We start from the raw sequence: 16,067 nt of genomic DNA on the forward strand, positions 1-16,067 counted from the left end.
CTCGCCACTCGCCCGCTCGAGCAGCTCGCGCAGGCGGCCGACACACTCGGCCCCGACCTGAAGGCGGAGCGCCTGCCCGAGGACGGCCCCGATGAAGTGGCACGGGCGGCGCGCGCTTTCAATGCCATGCAGGACCGTGTCGCGACCTACATGACCGAGCGCATGCAGATTCTCGCCGCGATCTCCCACGATCTGCAGACGCCGATCACGCGGATGCGTCTCAGGGTCGACGTGATGGACGACAGCGCGCAAGGCGCGAAGCTGCAACAGGACCTGCAGGAGATGGAGTCGCTCGTGAAGGAGGGCGTGACCTACGCGCGCACGATGCACGGCGCGACCGAGGTCTTGCACCGCGTCGATCCCGATGCGCTCTTCGACAGCCTCGTCTGCGATTACCTTGATGCGGGCAAGACGGTGTCGCTTCACGGGCGCATCGGCGCCGAGCTGGTGACGCGTCCACAGGCGTTGCGGCGCATCATCGGCAATCTCGTGGATAACGCGCTCAAGTTCGCCGGCGAGGCCGAGATCAGAGTGAATGAACCGCGCGACGGCACGGTGACAATCTCCGTGCTCGATCGCGGACCGGGCATCCCACCCGAATCGCTGGCGGCTGTGTTCGAGCCGTTCGTCCGGCTGGAGGGCTCGCGCAACCGGCACACGGGCGGCACCGGGCTCGGCCTCGCGATCGCGCGGCAACTCACGCTCACGATGAACGCGACGCTCACGCTGCATAATCGTCCGCAAGGCGGTCTGGAGGCGCGGCTCGTGATGCGAAGGCTTGATTGACGGGCGGCGATTTCCACTACGCGACGTTTCGATTCTGCCTGGTCAAGCCAGCCTCGTATTCCGCCAGGTCGGGTTGAGCCCCTGCCGAAAACACTGTATGGGTGTACAGTGTCGACTTCATCGGCCGTTATCTCACTATTGCGCCTCGAACGGCGGCTCCCCAGCGCGAGCCGGGCTTCGCCCAGGCGCCTTCGTGGACGATCTAACTCATTGAACCGGTTAGGAAAAATTGGCATCCAACAACGCAATCCGCATTCGCGGCGCTCGCCAGCACAATCTCAAGAACATCGATCTGGACCTGCATACCGGCCAGATGACCGTGGTGACCGGACCTTCGGGCTCGGGCAAATCGAGCCTCGTGTTCGATACGCTCTATGCCGAAGGCCAGCGTCGCTACGTCGAAACGTTCAGCGCTTATGCGCGGCAATTCCTCGACCGGATGGACCGTCCGCAGGTGGATCGCGTGGACGGCGTGCCGCCAGCAATCGCCATCGACCAGACCAATCCGGTGCGCAGTTCGCGCTCGACCGTCGGCACGATGACCGAGCTGAACGATCACCTGAAGTTGTTCTACGCGCGCGCCGCCGAGCTCTTCGATAAAAAGACATCACATCAGGTCCGGCACGACACGCCGGAAACCATCTACGTCGAATTGCTTGAACGCACGAAGGCGAACGATCCGCGTATCGCGATCACGTTTCCGGTTGAGCTGCCCGAATCCGCCAGCGACGAAGAAGTCGCGCAGTGGCTTTCCGCCAGCGGCTATACGCGCGTGCAAGCGAAGCGGCATGTGAGCGGCCGGCAAATGCTCGACGTGGTGGCAGACCGATTCCGCTTGCAGAACACGGAGCGGTCGCGGGCGCTGGAGGCTATCGAAGGCGCGTTGCTGCGTGGCACGGGGCGCGTGAATGTGTACGTGCTGCCGGAGTCGGGGGAAGAAGCGACTGAAAAAGCGGACGTCCCAACGTGGCGCTTTTCCACCGGCCTGCACAGTCCGGAAAGCGATATCCGCTACGCCGATCCGCAGCCGGCGTTGTTCTCGTTCAACTCCGCGTATGGCGCGTGTGAAACGTGTCGCGGCTTCGGCCGGGTGATCGGCGTGGATCTCGGCCTGGTGATTCCCGATGAGCGTAAAACCCTGCGCGGCGGAGCTGTCAAGACGCTGCAAACGCCCGCATGGAAAGAGAATCAGGACGACCTGCTGCGCTACGGCGCGAAAGCGGGTATCCGCCTTGGCATACCCTGGAGCGAGTTGACGCAACAGGAACGTGACTGGGTGATCAACGGTTCGCCGGACTGGACGGGCAAGTGGCAAAACCAGTGGTACGGCGTGCAGCGTTTCTTCGATTACCTGGAATCGAAGGCGTACAAGATGCACATCCGCGTGTTGCTGTCGAAATATCGCAGTTATACGAAATGCCCGGTGTGCGAGGGCGCGCGTCTCAAGACCGAAGCGCTGCTGTGGCGCCTTGGCACAAAGGAGCAAGCGGACGCCGTGTTGAAGCCGGCCGATCGTTTCCTGCCCGCGGGCGTGGAGTGGACGCGCGCGCAACTCGAAGCGCTTCCGGGCCTGACGCTGCACGATCTGATGCTGATGCCGATCGATCGTATCCGCCGGTTCTTCGACTCGCTGACCTTGCCGAGCACGCTGCTGGACGACGCGCTCAAGCTCCTGCACAACGAGGTCCGCACGCGCCTGAGATATCTCTGCGATGTCGGTCTCGGTTATCTCACGCTGGATCGCCAGAGCCGCACGTTGTCGGGCGGCGAAGTGCAGCGGATCAACCTGACTACTGCGCTCGGCACGTCGCTGGTGAACACGCTGTTTGTCCTCGATGAACCGAGCATCGGTTTGCATCCGCGCGACCTGAATCGCATTGTCGAAGCCATGCACCGGTTGCGCGACGCGGGCAATACGCTCGTGGTGGTCGAGCATGATCCGTCGGTGATGCTCGCAGCGGATCGTCTCATCGACATGGGTCCGGGACCGGGCGAACGCGGCGGCGAGATTGTCTATGACGGGCTGCCAAACGAGATCGAGCATAGCGACACGCTGACGGGTGCGTACCTCGGCGGCCGCAAGCATGTGGCGCATGCGTCGAACTGGCAGCGTCGTGCGGTCGATGCAAAAACGCCGTGGCTCGTGCTCGAAGGTGCGACCGAACACAACCTGCGTGACGTAACGGTCGAGATTCCGTTGCAGCGGCTTGTGTGCGTGACGGGCGTATCCGGGTCGGGTAAATCGACGCTGATTCAAGACGTGCTTGCGCCCGCGTTGCAGCGCCATTTTGGTAAGGCAACCGAATCGCCGGGCGCATTCCGCGCGTTGAAAGGCGCGGATGCGTTGAGCGAAGTGATCTTCGTGGATCAATCGCCTATCGGTCGCACGGCGCGCTCGAATCCGGCGAGCTACGTTGGCGCATTCGATGAGATCCGCAAGCTGTTCGCGAAGGCTCCGCTCGCTGCGCAACGCGGTTATAGCGCGGGCATGTTCAGCTTCAATTCCGGCGATGGCCGCTGTCCGACCTGCGGCGGTTCGGGTTTCGAACACGTCGAGATGCAGTTCCTGAGCGACGTCTATTTGCGTTGTCCGGATTGCGATGGACGGCGTTACCGGGCGGAAATCCTGGACGTGCAGATTGAGCGCGATGGCAAGTCGCTCAGCGTGGCCGATGTGCTCGATCTGACTGTGAGCGAAGCCGTTGCCTGCTTTGCGAAAGACAAGGAAGTGCTGCGGGTGTTGCAGCCTATAGTCGACGTTGGGCTTGAATACGTGAAGCTCGGTCAACCGGTCCCAACACTCTCCGGCGGCGAAGCACAGCGCCTGAAGCTTGCTGGTTTTCTCGCGGAAACGGCACAGGCAAGCGGTAATAAACCGGGCCGCTTGTTCATGTTCGACGAACCCACAACTGGCCTCCATTTCGACGACATCGCCAAGTTGATGCAAGCGCTAAGACGCCTGCTGGAGCGCGGCCATTCGCTGATCGTGATCGAGCACAATCTCGACGTGATCCGTGCCGCCGACTGGATCGTCGACCTCGGTCCTGAAGGTGGCGATGCGGGCGGTCTGGTCGTCTGCGTCGGCACGCCGGACGATGTGTCGGCATGCGAACAATCGCACACCGGCAAGGCACTACTCGACTACGAAGAAGCGATGGCGCCGGGCGCAGCGCAGAAGCGCGCAGCAGGCGTTCCGTTGCAACTCGCCGCTGAGGTCGCGGCAGCGCGACGCGCGTTGCAGGGCGAAGACGTGGTCCGCATTGTCAATGCACGCGAGCACAACCTGAAGTCGCTCGACGTCGACATTCCGCACGGCAAGTTCAACGTGATCACGGGCGTATCGGGTTCAGGCAAATCAACCTTAGCCTTCGATATCCTCTTCCACGAAGGCCAGCGCCGTTATCTGGAATCATTGAACGCGTACGCGCGATCGATCGTGCAGCCTGCCGGGCGTCCTGAAGTGGACGCCGTCTATGGCATCCCGCCGACGGTGGCGATCGAGCAGCGTTTATCGCGTGGCGGCCGTAAAAGCACGGTCGCTACCACGTCGGAAGTCTGGCATTTCCTGCGGCTTCTGTACGTGAAGCTTGGCATCCAGCATTGCGTCCACGACGGCGCACCGGTGACAGCGCAAAGCCCCGAATCGATCGTCGCGCAGATCATGCGGGATTTCAAAGGCCAGCATATCGGCCTACTTGCACCGCTGGTGGTGAACCGCAAGGGTATTTACACGGACCTCGCGAAGTGGGCAAAAACACGCGGCCATACGCACTTGCGCGTGGACGGCGAGTTCCTGCCCGTCGATCCGTGGCCGAAGATCGATCGCTTCAAGGAGCACACCATCGAGTTGCCGGTCGGCGATCTGATCGTCAGCGCGAACGACGAAGCCTCGCTCAAAGCGATGCTCCTGGAGACGCTCGAGCTCGGCAAAGGCGTGATGCACCTGCTTGCGCCGCTCGACGACCTGCATAGCGCGCTGAATGGCGGCAAGAAGGGGACGAAACACATCGGCGAGATGCGGGTGTTTTCGACCAAACGTGCCTGTCCGGTATGCGGCACGAGTTATCCCGAACTCGATCCGCGCATGTTCTCGTACAACAGCAAACACGGCTGGTGCAACACTTGCGTGGGGACGGGCGTCAAGCTCACGCGCGAACAGCGCGAAGCCTACGACGACACGGTGCTTTCAGACGACGGCCGCGGCCGCGAGCAGACGATTCCATCGGCGCAACAGGAACCGGACGATGTCGGCGATCAACCGTGCCCGGATTGCAACGGCACGCGCCTGAACGAAGTCGCGCGGGCGGTGACGTTCGGCGATCAGCCGATAACAGAAGTGGGCCGCTGGACAGTCACCGCGACGCGTGGCTGGGTCAACAAGCTGAAACTCAAGGGCCGCGATGCCGATATTGCCCGCGATGTGGTCAGTGAGATCGAAGGGCGTCTGCTGTTCCTCGAAGAAGTCGGCCTTGGTTATCTGAGCCTGGACCGCGCTGCGCCGACGCTCTCGGGCGGCGAAGCGCAGCGCATCCGTCTTGCCGCGCAACTCGGCAGCAACTTGCAGGGCGTTTGCTACGTGCTGGATGAACCGACCATCGGGCTGCATCCGCGTGACAACAAGATCCTGCTCGACGCGCTGAAAAAACTCGGCGACAAGGGCAACACGCTGGTTGTGGTGGAGCACGACGAAGACACGATTCGCCGGGCGGATCACATCATCGATATCGGTCCGGGTGCCGGGAAACGCGGCGGCACGGTGGTGGCGCAGGGCGGCGTGGCTGATCTCGCAGCGCAGCCGGATTCGCTCACGGGCCAGTATCTGGCGAACCCGATCCAGCATCCGCTGCAAGCGCGTCGCGACGTAAAAACCGCTACCGCCAAGCGCGCCGCGACGCCCGAGAACTGGCTCACGGTTCACGGCGCAACGCTGCACAATCTGCGCAACGTCACCGCGAGCATGCCGCTTGGCCGCTTGATTGCCATCACGGGCGTGAGCGGTTCCGGCAAGTCGACACTCGCTCGCGACGTGCTGATGACCAATCTGCTCGATGCGGTCGGCCGCTCGGTTTTGTCGTCGCCGGCAACGCGCCGTGCACGCAAGACCGCGCAAGCCGATATGCCCGCGCGCAATCGCTCAAGCGTGCTGTCACGCGAAGCGCCGCGCGCGAAGTTCGATGTCACGCATCGCTGGCAGGGTTGCACGGAAGTGACGGGGTTCGAGACCATCGACCGTGTGCTGGAAGTCGATCAGACGCCGATCGGCAAGACGCCGCGTTCGTGTCCGGCGACGTATATCGGCATGTGGGACACCATCCGCAAGCTTTTCGCCGATACGCTCGAAGCCCGCGCGCGTGGGTATACGCCGTCGCGTTTCTCGTTCAACACTGGCGAAGGCCGCTGCCCGGCCTGCGAAGGTCAAGGCGTGCGTACTATCGCCATGAGCTTCCTGCCCGATGTGAAAGTGCCATGCGACGTCTGCCACGGCCAGCGCTTCAATCCGGAAACGCTGGCTGTGACGTGGCGCGGCAAGAACATCGGCGAAGTGTTGACGATGGAAATCGACGAGGCCGTCGAATTCTTCTCCGCGATGCAAAGCATCTCGCATCCGCTGCAACTGATGAAGGATGTGGGCTTGGGGTATCTGACGCTCGGCCAGCCTTCGCCGACGCTGTCAGGCGGCGAGGCGCAGCGGATCAAGCTGGTGACGGAGTTGTCGAAGGTAAGAGACGATATCGGCCGGCGCGGGCAGAAGGCGCCACATACGCTGTATGTGCTCGATGAGCCGACAGTGGGCCTTCATATGGCGGACGTCGCCAAGCTGATTCGCGTGCTGCATCGGCTGGTGGATGGCGGGCATTCGGTGGTGGTGATCGAGCACGATCTGGATGTGATCGCTGAAGCCGACTGGGTGATCGATCTCGGGCCGGAAGGTGGCACGGAAGGTGGATCGATCGTGGCAGCGACCGATCCGGACACACTCTCGAAGAATCCGCGCAGCCACACCGGCGCGGCGCTGCGGCCCGTGCTGGAACGCGGAACGGAGACGGCCGAGGCCGTTCAGTAACTCTTGTAGGGCAGGAACTTGCCCGATAAAACCACGTTGACCCGATCCCCTTTGGGATCGGGTTCGCGCTGGATATCCATCGAAAAATCGATGGCGCTCATGATGCCGTCGCCGAATTCCTCGTGGATCAGTTCCTTGATCGTGGTCCCGTAAACGCTCACTATTTCATACCATCGGTAGATGAGAGGATCGGTCGGGACGGCGGTCGGCAGCGAGCCTTTATAGGGCACAATCTGCAGCCAGGCGACGGCTTCGTCGGAGAGGTCGAAGAGGCCGCCGACGACTTCGGCTTGCGCTTTGGAGAACGTCATCTGCCCGAGACAGCCGGCCGTTACCCATTCCTTGCTCAAGCCGACTTTCTCCGCCACGTCGGCCCATTTCAGCCCTTTGCTCACCTTGGCGGCGAGAATCATGCGAGTCACTTCGCTGCGATCGGAAATCATTCGTGTCGCTCCTTATCCTGATTAAGGGGTTGGTCAAGCGAGTGTATCGGCGTATTGCGCGGTTGGCTGGCGGACAAAAAAACCGCAAGAGATCCAAATCATGACGAACCCCATCAACGATCTGAACACCCTGCTCGTATCCATGTCGCCCGAGCTCCAGCCGGGCGTGTACGTCTACGCAAGCGTGCCTTTTTCCGCTGACCTCGGAGATATAGTGCCTTTAGCTACATTCCGCGAGCGCGAGGGCCTGACCGTCATAGTGGAAGAGGGCGAGGCGCAAAGAGCAGGTATCGAGCCGCTGTTCCGCGCCGCCTGGATCACGCTGACGGTCCACTCCGACCTCCAGGCGGTCGGCCTGACCGCGGCGTTTGCCACCGCACTTGGCAAGGCAAACGTCAGTTGCAATGTCGTCGCCGCCGCGTACCACGATCACATCTTCGTCCCCATCGAATCCGCCGGCGCCGCGATGGTTGCATTGCAGCAACTCCAGCGCAACGGACTATAAGCAGCGCCCTCAAACCCCTCCCTCGCCATTCACCCGGCTCCCGCGTCACTGGTATGCTGGCGGCCTTATTCCACCAAAGAAAACCCCCATACCACGATGGCAACGCAGGACAAAGCACTCGCACTAAAGAAAATGAAATGGTTCGCCGCCGGCCTGCTGGTCGCGGCAGCGGCATTGTTCTTGCTCGCCAAGAGCCAACACGACGCCGGCGCCTGGGCGTGGGTCTCGGCCTTCGCCGAAGCCGCGATGGTCGGCGCGCTGGCCGACTGGTTCGCGGTCGTCGCGCTGTTCCGCCACCCACTCGGCCTGCCGATCCCGCACACGGCCATCCTGCCGGCGAACAAGGCGCGCGTCGCCGATAACCTCGCGGAATTCGTCCGCGACAAATTTCTCGGCACGGACGCGCTGGTCGCCCGCGTGAACGCCTTCGATCCGGCCGGCCGTCTCGCGGTGTGGCTCGCGGAACCGGCGAACGCGGCGCTGCTCGGCGCGAAAGCAGTCGCGGCGGCGGGCCAGATGCTCGAATTCGTCGACGATGAACGCGTCAAAACGATGCTCCACGAGGCCCTGCGCCGCCGCGCCGAACAATTCGATCTGGCCGGCGCGGTAGGCGGATTGCTGTCCACGCTGACGGTGGATCGTCGCCATCAACTGCTGCTCGACGAGGGCTTGCGCGAACTCACGCAATGGCTGGATCGCGAGGAAGTGCAGGCAATCCTCGCGGCCAAGATCCTGGACGTGGCCGGCGAGGAGTACCCGAAGCTGATCGGCATGCTCGGGTTCGTGGGCCTGAGCGCAGAAGAGCTTGGCAGCAAGTTCGCGGGCGGCCTGGTGCGTGGCGCGAACAAATGGCTGCACGACATCAGCGAAAACCCGGAGCACGAGCGCCGTCAATCCTTCGACAGGACGGTGGAAGGCTTCATCGAACGCCTGAAGTCCGATCCGGCATTCCGCGCGCGTATCGACCAGCACAAGCGCGAATGGCTCGAACGCCCTGAATTGCGCACCTACGTGAATGGCCTGTGGGACGAATTCAAGGACTGGCTGCGCCGCGACCTTGCGCAGCCGGATTCGGCGCTCAACAAAAAGGTGACGGGCGCATCGGCGTCGTTCGCGGCGGCGCTGGGAAGCGATCCGGCGCTGCGTGAATCGATCAACGAGCACATGCGCGACGCGCTCAAGTCCCTCGCGCCGGAATTGCGCGACGGCATCGCGAAACATATCGCCGCGACGGTGCGCAACTGGGACGACGCCACGCTCGTGCGCGACGTGGAACTGAGCGTGGGCCGCGACTTGCAGTTCATCCGCGTGAACGGCACGCTGGTGGGCGGCGCGGTTGGTCTGATCATTCACGCAGTGTCCATGTTCATGGTTTAAGCTTCGCAATCAAAACCTTGTAGCCGCGGTCAGCTAAATTCCTTTTAAAGAGACCGAATATGACGGACCCGAACGCCGCGTTGATCCAGCGCTTCTATGAAGCCTTTCAGCGTTCCGACGCTGAAGCGATGGCCGCGTGTTACGCGCCCGATGTGGAATTCAGCGATCCGGTGTTCGGCGTCCTGCGCGGGCGTGAAGCGGCGGACATGTGGCGCATGCTGCTATCGCGGGCGTCGGAATTCTCACTGACTTTCAGCGATATCAAGACCGTCGGCCAGACGGCGACGGCGAACTGGGTCGCGAGCTATCGTTTTTCGCAGACCGGGCGTAAGGTGGTCAATCGCGTCACCTCACGCTTCGCGATCCGCGACGGCCTGATCTTCGAACATCGCGACAGCTTCGACCTCTGGACCTGGAGCCGTCAGGCGCTCGGACTCAAGGGCTGGTTGCTCGGCTGGTCGTCGTTCGTGCAGAAGAAGATCCGGGCGCAGGCGAGCAAGGGTCTTCGGGCATATCGGCAGCAACTCAAAAAATGACCCGTCTCGAATGTCCGGCTATTGAAGGGTGTCTCGACGACGAATGGCTCGAAGCCGACGCTTTTGGCGGCTTCGCGTCGGGCACGGCCGGCACCGAACGCACTCGCAGATACCACGCGCTGCTTCTCACGGCCACGCGCCCGCCTGCGGGACGCATGGTACTGGTGAACGGCGTGGAAGCGTGGCTGGAGGATGCATCGGGGCAGATGCGCATTCCGCTGTCCATGCAACGCTACGGTTCCGGTTCGGTCTGGCCGGACCCCTCCGAAAGCCTGCTTTCCTTCGATACCGAACCCTGGCCGACGTGGCGCTTCCAGATAGGCGAGAACCACATCCTGACCGCCGAGGTATTCGTCGCGAAGCAGAGCGGGCAGACCGTGCTGCGCTGGCGCCTCGACGGCAACGAGTTCACGCTGAAAGTCCGGCCCTTGCTCTCCGGGCGCGATTACCACGCGCTGCATCACGAGAACCAGGCGTTTAACTTCAGCTATACGGCTGCCGGCGATCAGGTTCGCTGGCAAGCGTATGGCGACGTGCCGGCGGTCGTGGCGGCATCGAATGGATCGTATGTCCACGCACCCGATTGGTATCGCAACTTCTGCTACACGGTCGAGCGCGAACGCGGCATGGATTTCAACGAAGACCTCGCTACGCCCGGGATCTTTTCCTTCGATCTGTCGCGCGGCGAAGCGGTGCTCGTATTGAGCGCGAACGAAGGTCCGAAGACAAGCGCTATCGATACCGCCAAGTCTCTTGCCGATACTGAACGCACGCGCCGCGCCGCTTTCCCGACGCCGCTGGACCGGTCCGCCGATGCCTACATCGTGGCGCGAAACGAAGGCAGTACCATCCTCGCGGGTTTCCCATGGTTTACCGATTGGGGCCGCGATACCTTCATCGCGATGCGTGGTTTGCTGATCGCATCCGGCCGATACAGCGACGCCGAATCGATCCTGCTCGAATGGTCCGCCACGATCTCCGAAGGCATGCTGCCGAATCGCTTTCCGGACAGCGGTGTGCCGGAATACAACTCGGTGGATGCGTCGTTGTGGTTCGTGATCGCCGTGCACGACTATCTCGTTACGGGCCACGCTCAAAGGGAAACGCAGGACCGTTTGCAGCAAGCCGTCGATGCCATTCTCGATGGTTACTCAAGCGGCACGCGTTTTCAGATCGCTTCCGATCCGGAGGATGCCCTGTTACGGGCTGGCGTTCCCGGCGTGCAACTGACTTGGATGGACGCCAAGGTGGGCGATTGGGTGGTGACGCCGCGCATCGGCAAGCCTGTGGAAGTGCAGGCGTTGTGGATCAACGCGCTGCGCATAGCGGCTGCATGGAATCCACGCTGGAAGGAGTTGGCCACGCGCGCGGCTCACACCTTTCAGCAACGTTTCATCGATCCCGCCAGCGGTGCGCTTTACGACGTGGTCGACGCCGATCACGAGCCGGGCAAGATCGACCGCTCCATTCGTCCGAACCAGCTTTTTGCGGTAGGCGGGCTGCCATTCTCATTGATCGACAATAGCGAAACCGCGCGCGCTATCGTCGATCAATGCGAGCAACTTTTACTGACGCCGCTCGGGCTTCGGACCTTGTCGCCGAACGACCCCGCCTACAAGGGCCGGTACACCGGCACGCCGCTGGAACGCGACGGCGCCTATCATCAAGGCACGGTCTGGCCGTGGCTGCTCGGGCCGTTTGTCGAAGCGTGGCTGAGGGTTCATGACAACGGCCAATCATCGAAAGCCGAGGCCCGTCAGCGCTTCCTGAAACCGCTGCACGACCATCTTCATCGTGCGGGCGTCGACCACATTTCCGAAGTCGCGGACGGCGACGCGCCGCATAGGCCTGGCGGGACGCCATTCCAGGCGTGGTCGCTGGGCGAACTCATGCGCCTCGACCGTTTGCTCAGCGCCGATTCTGCCGACATGCCGCAAACGCGCTAGATTATCGGTCTTTCCGTCACGCTTTTAGTCAAGGACGTCCCATGCCGCCACTGCGTGCTACCAAGTCTCTCGACACCATCGAAGGAGCCCGGCTCCATTCCACTGACTGTGCGCGCTGGCAACGCTGGGGGCCGTATCTTAGCGAGCGTCAATGGGGCACGGTGCGCGAGGACTACAGCGAGAACGGCACCGCCTGGGACTATTTTCCGCACGATCATGCGCGCAGCCGGGCATACCGCTGGGGCGAAGACGGCATTGCCGGTTTCGGTGACGACAAGCTCAACTGGTGTGTCTCGCTCGCCCTGTGGAACGGCCGCGACGCGATCATCAAGGAACGTTTGTTCGGCCTGACGAATGCGCAGGGCAACCACGGCGAGGACGTGAAGGAGCTGTACTTCTACGTCGACGGCACGCCGACGCACTCCTACATGCGCATGCTGTACAAGTACCCGCACGCCGCGTTCCCCTACGACGACCTCGTTGCCGAAAACGGCCGGCGCGGCGCGGACATGCCGGAGTACGAAGTGCTCGATACGGGCGTGTTCGAAGACAACAACTATTTCGATGTCCACGTCGAATATGCGAAAAACACGCCTGAAGATATCGTGATGCGCGTGACGGTCGAGAACCGCGCGGATCATAAAGCGTCGCTCGATCTGCTGCCGCAGATCTGGGCACGCAATACGTGGTCGTGGCAGTCGTCGAAGAAACCCTCGCTGACCTTGCATACGGATGCCCATGGCAGCCGCGTGATCGCGCAAAGCGACGGCCACGCGCCGATGGTCGTGACCGCCGAAGCCCGCGACGGCGCACCCGTCGACTGGCTGTTCTGCGAGAACGAAACCAACGTTAGGCGCTTGTTCAACATGGACGGCACGGGGCCGTTCAAGGACGGCTTCAACGACTACATCGTGCATGGCGAAGAAACAGCGGTTCGAGGCGATACCGGCACCCGCGCCGCAGCGCATGTGCATCTCGAGTTCGCACCGAATAGCCGCACGGTGGTGACCATGCGCTGGCGTCCGGAATCGGATGCCGACACCGACCGCCAACCGCTTGATATCGACGCGCTGTTTGCCCGCCGCATCGCCGAAGCCGACGCATTTTACGCGGGCCTGCAACACGAAATGAACGACGCCGATCAGCGGCTCGTACAGCGTCAGGCGCTTGCGGGCATGCTGTGGTCGAAGCAGTATTACCTCTTCGATGTCACCCGCTGGATGGACGGCGATCCGTTGCAGCCGGCCCCGCCGCCCGGCCGCAAGCGTGGCCGCGATGCCGACTGGCGGCATCTGTGCAACGCGGACATTGTCTCGATGCCGGACAAGTGGGAATACCCGTGGTACGCGTCGTGGGATCTCGCGTTTCATGCGGCGGCTTTTGCGCTTATCGATCCGGCGTTTGCGAAGCGTCAATTGCTGCTGCTGGTGAAGGACCGCTACCAGCATCCGAACGGGCAATTGCCGGCCTACGAGTGGGCGTTCAGCGACGCCAATCCGCCGGTTCACGCATGGGCGACATGGCGCGTCTACGAAATCGATCGTGCGATCACCGGCAAGGCGGATCGCGACTTTCTCGAGCTTGTTTTCCACAAGCTGCTGCTGAACTTCTCCTGGTGGGTGAACCGAAAGGACGCCGACGGCCGCAACATCTTCCAGGGCGGTTTTCTCGGGCTCGATAACGTCGGCATCTTCGACCGCTCGGCGCCGTTGCCTACGGGCGGTCGCATCGACCAGTCGGACGGCACCGCGTGGATGGCCGCGTACGCGCTCGACCTGATGCGCATCGCGCTGGAACTGGCGGTGGCGAATCATGTGTTCGTCGATATCGGCGTGAAGTTCTTCGAGCATTTCCTATATATCGCCGAGGCGGTCAGTTGCAGCGATACGTGCGAAACCGGCCTCTGGGACGTAACCGACGAGTTCTTCTACGACGTGCTGCAACTCCCCGACGGCACGAGCGTACCCATGCGCATCCGCTCCATCGTCGGTCTGATTCCGCTGTTCGCGGTACATGTGCTGGAAGAGCATTTGCACGGCCAGTTGCCGGGACTGCGGGACCGGCTTGTGTGGTTCCTCCAGCACCGGCCGGATCTGGCCAAGCTGGTGTCGCGCTGGAACGAACCGGGCAAGGGCAACAGCCTGTTGCTGTCCGTGTTGCGCGGACATCGGATGAAGGCGCTGCTCAGGCGCATGCTCGACGAAAGCGAGTTCCTCTCCGACTACGGCGTGCGTGCGTTGTCCCGGGTACATCGGGACAAGCCGTTTGTGCTGGAGCACAACGGCGACCGCTTCGGCGTGAAGTACCTCCCGGCGGAATCGGATTCGCGCGTGTTCGGCGGCAACTCGAACTGGCGCGGACCGATCTGGATGCCGGTCAACTATCTGCTGATCGAATCGCTATACGAATTTCATCGTTATTACGGCGATGATTTCCGTGTGGAATATCCGACCGGATCGGGCCATAAGTTTTCGCTGAGCGAGATCGCCGATGAACTCGCGCGACGCCTGACGCGCCTGTTCCTGAAGGACAAGAACGGCGTGCGTCCCGTCATGGCCGCGTATCCGCAACTGCAGGCCGATCCGCGCTCGGACGACCTCGTGCTGTTCCACGAGTACTTCCATGGCGACACGGGGCGTGGTGTTGGCGCGTCGCATCAGACGGGCTGGAGCGGGCTGGTCGCGTTGCTCCTGCAGCCGCGCGTGAGCACCGTGGCGCAGAGCCTGCCGGTGGGTGGCGAAGTTCAGCCCGAAGTGGAGCTGGTGACGAAGTAGGGGCGCGCGTTCAGTGCGCCTCTGCTTCTGCCAACGCCGCTTCGGTGACTGAAAGTCATTCGTTGTTGCACAACATCAATATCTTTTCGGCCTCGGTGCACGAGCGCTTCGGCGCTCGTTGCGTCACGGGCGTTTCAGCGTTGCCGCTGCCCGCCGCCATCTTGCGGATACACGCCCGCAAGCGCTTTTCTATCGGCGGATAGTATTTCCAGCCGCGACTGAGCGGTGGCAATTCCAGCTTCACCTGCTTCCACTTCGGATGGCCGTTGGCCTGCAGTTCGTCGAAGTGCGCGCAGAGCGAATCGGCGAATTGCGACATCGCGCCGACCGTGCCGCGCAGGTTGTAATCGTAAGTCACGAGAAACGCTTTCACGGTCAGCGTCGGTGAGTCTTCCTTGATCCAGTTCGGATAACTCGACGTGCGGATGGTGGCCGGGAAATAGGTCTGCTCGGCACGCGCTGTCTCGGGCACTGAAGGATCGAGCTTGAGCAGCTTGATCTGGCTCAGCAGGTCCGGGTTCAGGTCCTGGAACAGCTTGGCCGGCTGGCCCGCCACGATGACCGCTACGTCGAGTTTGCGCACGATCAGCTTGGCGAGCGCGTCTTCATTACTGTAGTGCTGCGCGTTTTGGTCGGGGATGGACTGGTTGAACATCAGCCTGTAGAGCGTGGTCGCGGACTGGGCCGTGCCGCTGCCGATCAGTCCTACGCTGATGTTCTTGTCCTTGATCTCGTGGATGTAGTTCATCGGCGAATCAGATCGCACCACGAAGTAAATCTCTTCGTTATAAAGCGGCATGATGAGCCGCAGTGGCTCGATGATCTTGCCCGCTTCCGCGTTGCCGCTTTTCGCCATATCCAGATACGCCTGGTACACGTCCGACTGCACGAGCGCGAACTTCACGCCCGGCTCGTAGCGCATGCGCTGTACGTTTTCGGCAGAACCCTTCGACGCAAGCACGTCGAGGTTCATGCCGATCGGATCGGCTACCCATTTCGCCAGATCCTGGCCGATCTGGATGTACGTGCCTCGTTCCGGTCCGGTGACGATTTTATAGTCGACTTCCGCATGGGCCTCCGCAACGAGGCCGGCGAGCCCAAAGAGGGCGAACAGAATGAAGAAAGTCTTGCGCATGATGTCGTGTGAGCCGTTTTAGTGTGTTGGCCAACTTTTATTACACGGATGGATCACGGTGGCCTGCGTCTCCGGGCGCGGCCTTTAGCCTCCTTAAAGGATCTCCTGTTCCTTGTCTCCTGTCTTCCTTCTACGGCTCCTACTCTTGCTGCAAGGGCGGACGTTGCTGTGACGGCTGGTTCTTGGTCCAGCCCGACTGCAGGATCGCTCGCTCCTCGTCGTCGGGATTGGTGGCAGTGACGCCCGGCGCATGCGGTTGCGTTCCGCTAGTCGCGTTGTCTCCTGACGCGAGCGTGCGGGTGGCCGTGGGCGACGGCGGACGAGTACTGTTGCGCATAACCGCCGGCGCACTGTTGGCCGCGACGGGAGGCGACACGATGGCCGCCCGCACCGGGATGGCTTCGGTGATGGGTGCGAGCGTGCGAATGACAGGCGGAGAGGGAATGTCGGCGGGAATCCGGGCCGCGGCCGCAGGCTCAGGCTCCGGGTCGGGCTGCGCTG

At 62.3% G+C, this 16,067-nt stretch carries 9 protein-coding genes and 1 pseudogene; 7 read left to right on the top strand and 3 right to left on the bottom strand.

Annotated features, from left to right (window positions below; genetic code table 11):
• Both EOS_RS07610 and uvrA read left to right on the top strand, forming a co-directional pair.
• On the top strand, positions 1-786 hold a 786-nt coding region (locus EOS_RS07610), incomplete at its 5' end, for an ATP-binding protein (protein WP_047846005.1).
• A gap of 229 nt (positions 787-1,015) precedes the next feature.
• Positions 1,016-6,850 carry an excinuclease ABC subunit UvrA gene (gene uvrA / locus EOS_RS07615; RefSeq protein WP_047846006.1) on the top strand — a complete coding sequence of 1,945 codons (5,835 nt, stop codon included), beginning with the start codon at positions 1,016-1,018 and terminating at the stop codon, positions 6,848-6,850.
• Here the strand turns inward: uvrA and cynS are convergent.
• Complete coding sequence (cynS, locus tag EOS_RS07620; protein ID WP_047846007.1) at positions 6,844-7,293, bottom strand: cyanase; 450 nt, start codon at positions 7,291-7,293, stop codon at positions 6,844-6,846. The genes uvrA and cynS overlap by 7 nt on opposite strands.
• Before the next feature lie 100 nt (positions 7,294-7,393).
• Between cynS and EOS_RS07625 the strand changes: the two genes are divergently transcribed.
• The 5 genes from EOS_RS07625 to EOS_RS07645 all read left to right on the top strand — a co-directional run bounded on the left by EOS_RS07625 (position 7,394) and on the right by EOS_RS07645 (position 14,431).
• Positions 7,394-7,798 (top strand): ACT domain-containing protein, encoded by a 405-nt coding sequence (locus EOS_RS07625; RefSeq protein WP_047846008.1) that lies wholly within the window; start codon positions 7,394-7,396, stop codon positions 7,796-7,798.
• Between the two features lie 96 nt (positions 7,799-7,894).
• The gene (locus tag EOS_RS07630) at positions 7,895-9,175 is read left to right on the top strand and encodes a DUF445 domain-containing protein (protein WP_047846009.1); all 1,281 of its coding nucleotides are present in this window, start codon (positions 7,895-7,897) and stop codon (positions 9,173-9,175) included.
• A gap of 59 nt (positions 9,176-9,234) precedes the next feature.
• Positions 9,235-9,711 (top strand): nuclear transport factor 2 family protein, encoded by a 477-nt coding sequence (locus EOS_RS07635; RefSeq protein WP_047846010.1) that lies wholly within the window; start codon positions 9,235-9,237, stop codon positions 9,709-9,711.
• On the top strand, positions 9,708-11,657 hold the full coding sequence (locus EOS_RS07640; protein WP_047846011.1) for an amylo-alpha-1,6-glucosidase: 1,950 nt from the start codon (positions 9,708-9,710) through the stop codon (positions 11,655-11,657). Before EOS_RS07635 ends, EOS_RS07640 begins: the two co-directional genes overlap by 4 nt.
• Positions 11,658-11,698: 41 nt before the next feature.
• Positions 11,699-14,431, top strand: coding sequence for an MGH1-like glycoside hydrolase domain-containing protein (locus EOS_RS07645; protein ID WP_047846012.1), 2,733 nt, complete (start codon positions 11,699-11,701; stop codon positions 14,429-14,431).
• A 55-nt stretch (positions 14,432-14,486) separates the two neighbouring features.
• Here the strand turns inward: EOS_RS07645 and EOS_RS07650 are convergent, their stop codons facing one another.
• Both EOS_RS07650 and EOS_RS46975 read right to left on the bottom strand, forming a co-directional pair.
• Positions 14,487-15,566: a TAXI family TRAP transporter solute-binding subunit gene (locus tag EOS_RS07650; RefSeq protein ID WP_075645294.1), complete on the bottom strand. Its 1,080-nt coding sequence runs from the start codon at positions 15,564-15,566 to the stop codon at positions 14,487-14,489.
• Between the two features lie 139 nt (positions 15,567-15,705).
• Positions 15,706-16,067 (bottom strand): annotated as a pseudogene (locus EOS_RS46975) (hypothetical protein); the annotation flags it as partial.

The sequence above is a fragment of the Caballeronia mineralivorans PML1(12) genome, assembly GCF_001028175.1.
In the GTDB taxonomy this organism is placed as follows: domain Bacteria; phylum Pseudomonadota; class Gammaproteobacteria; order Burkholderiales; family Burkholderiaceae; genus Caballeronia; species Caballeronia mineralivorans.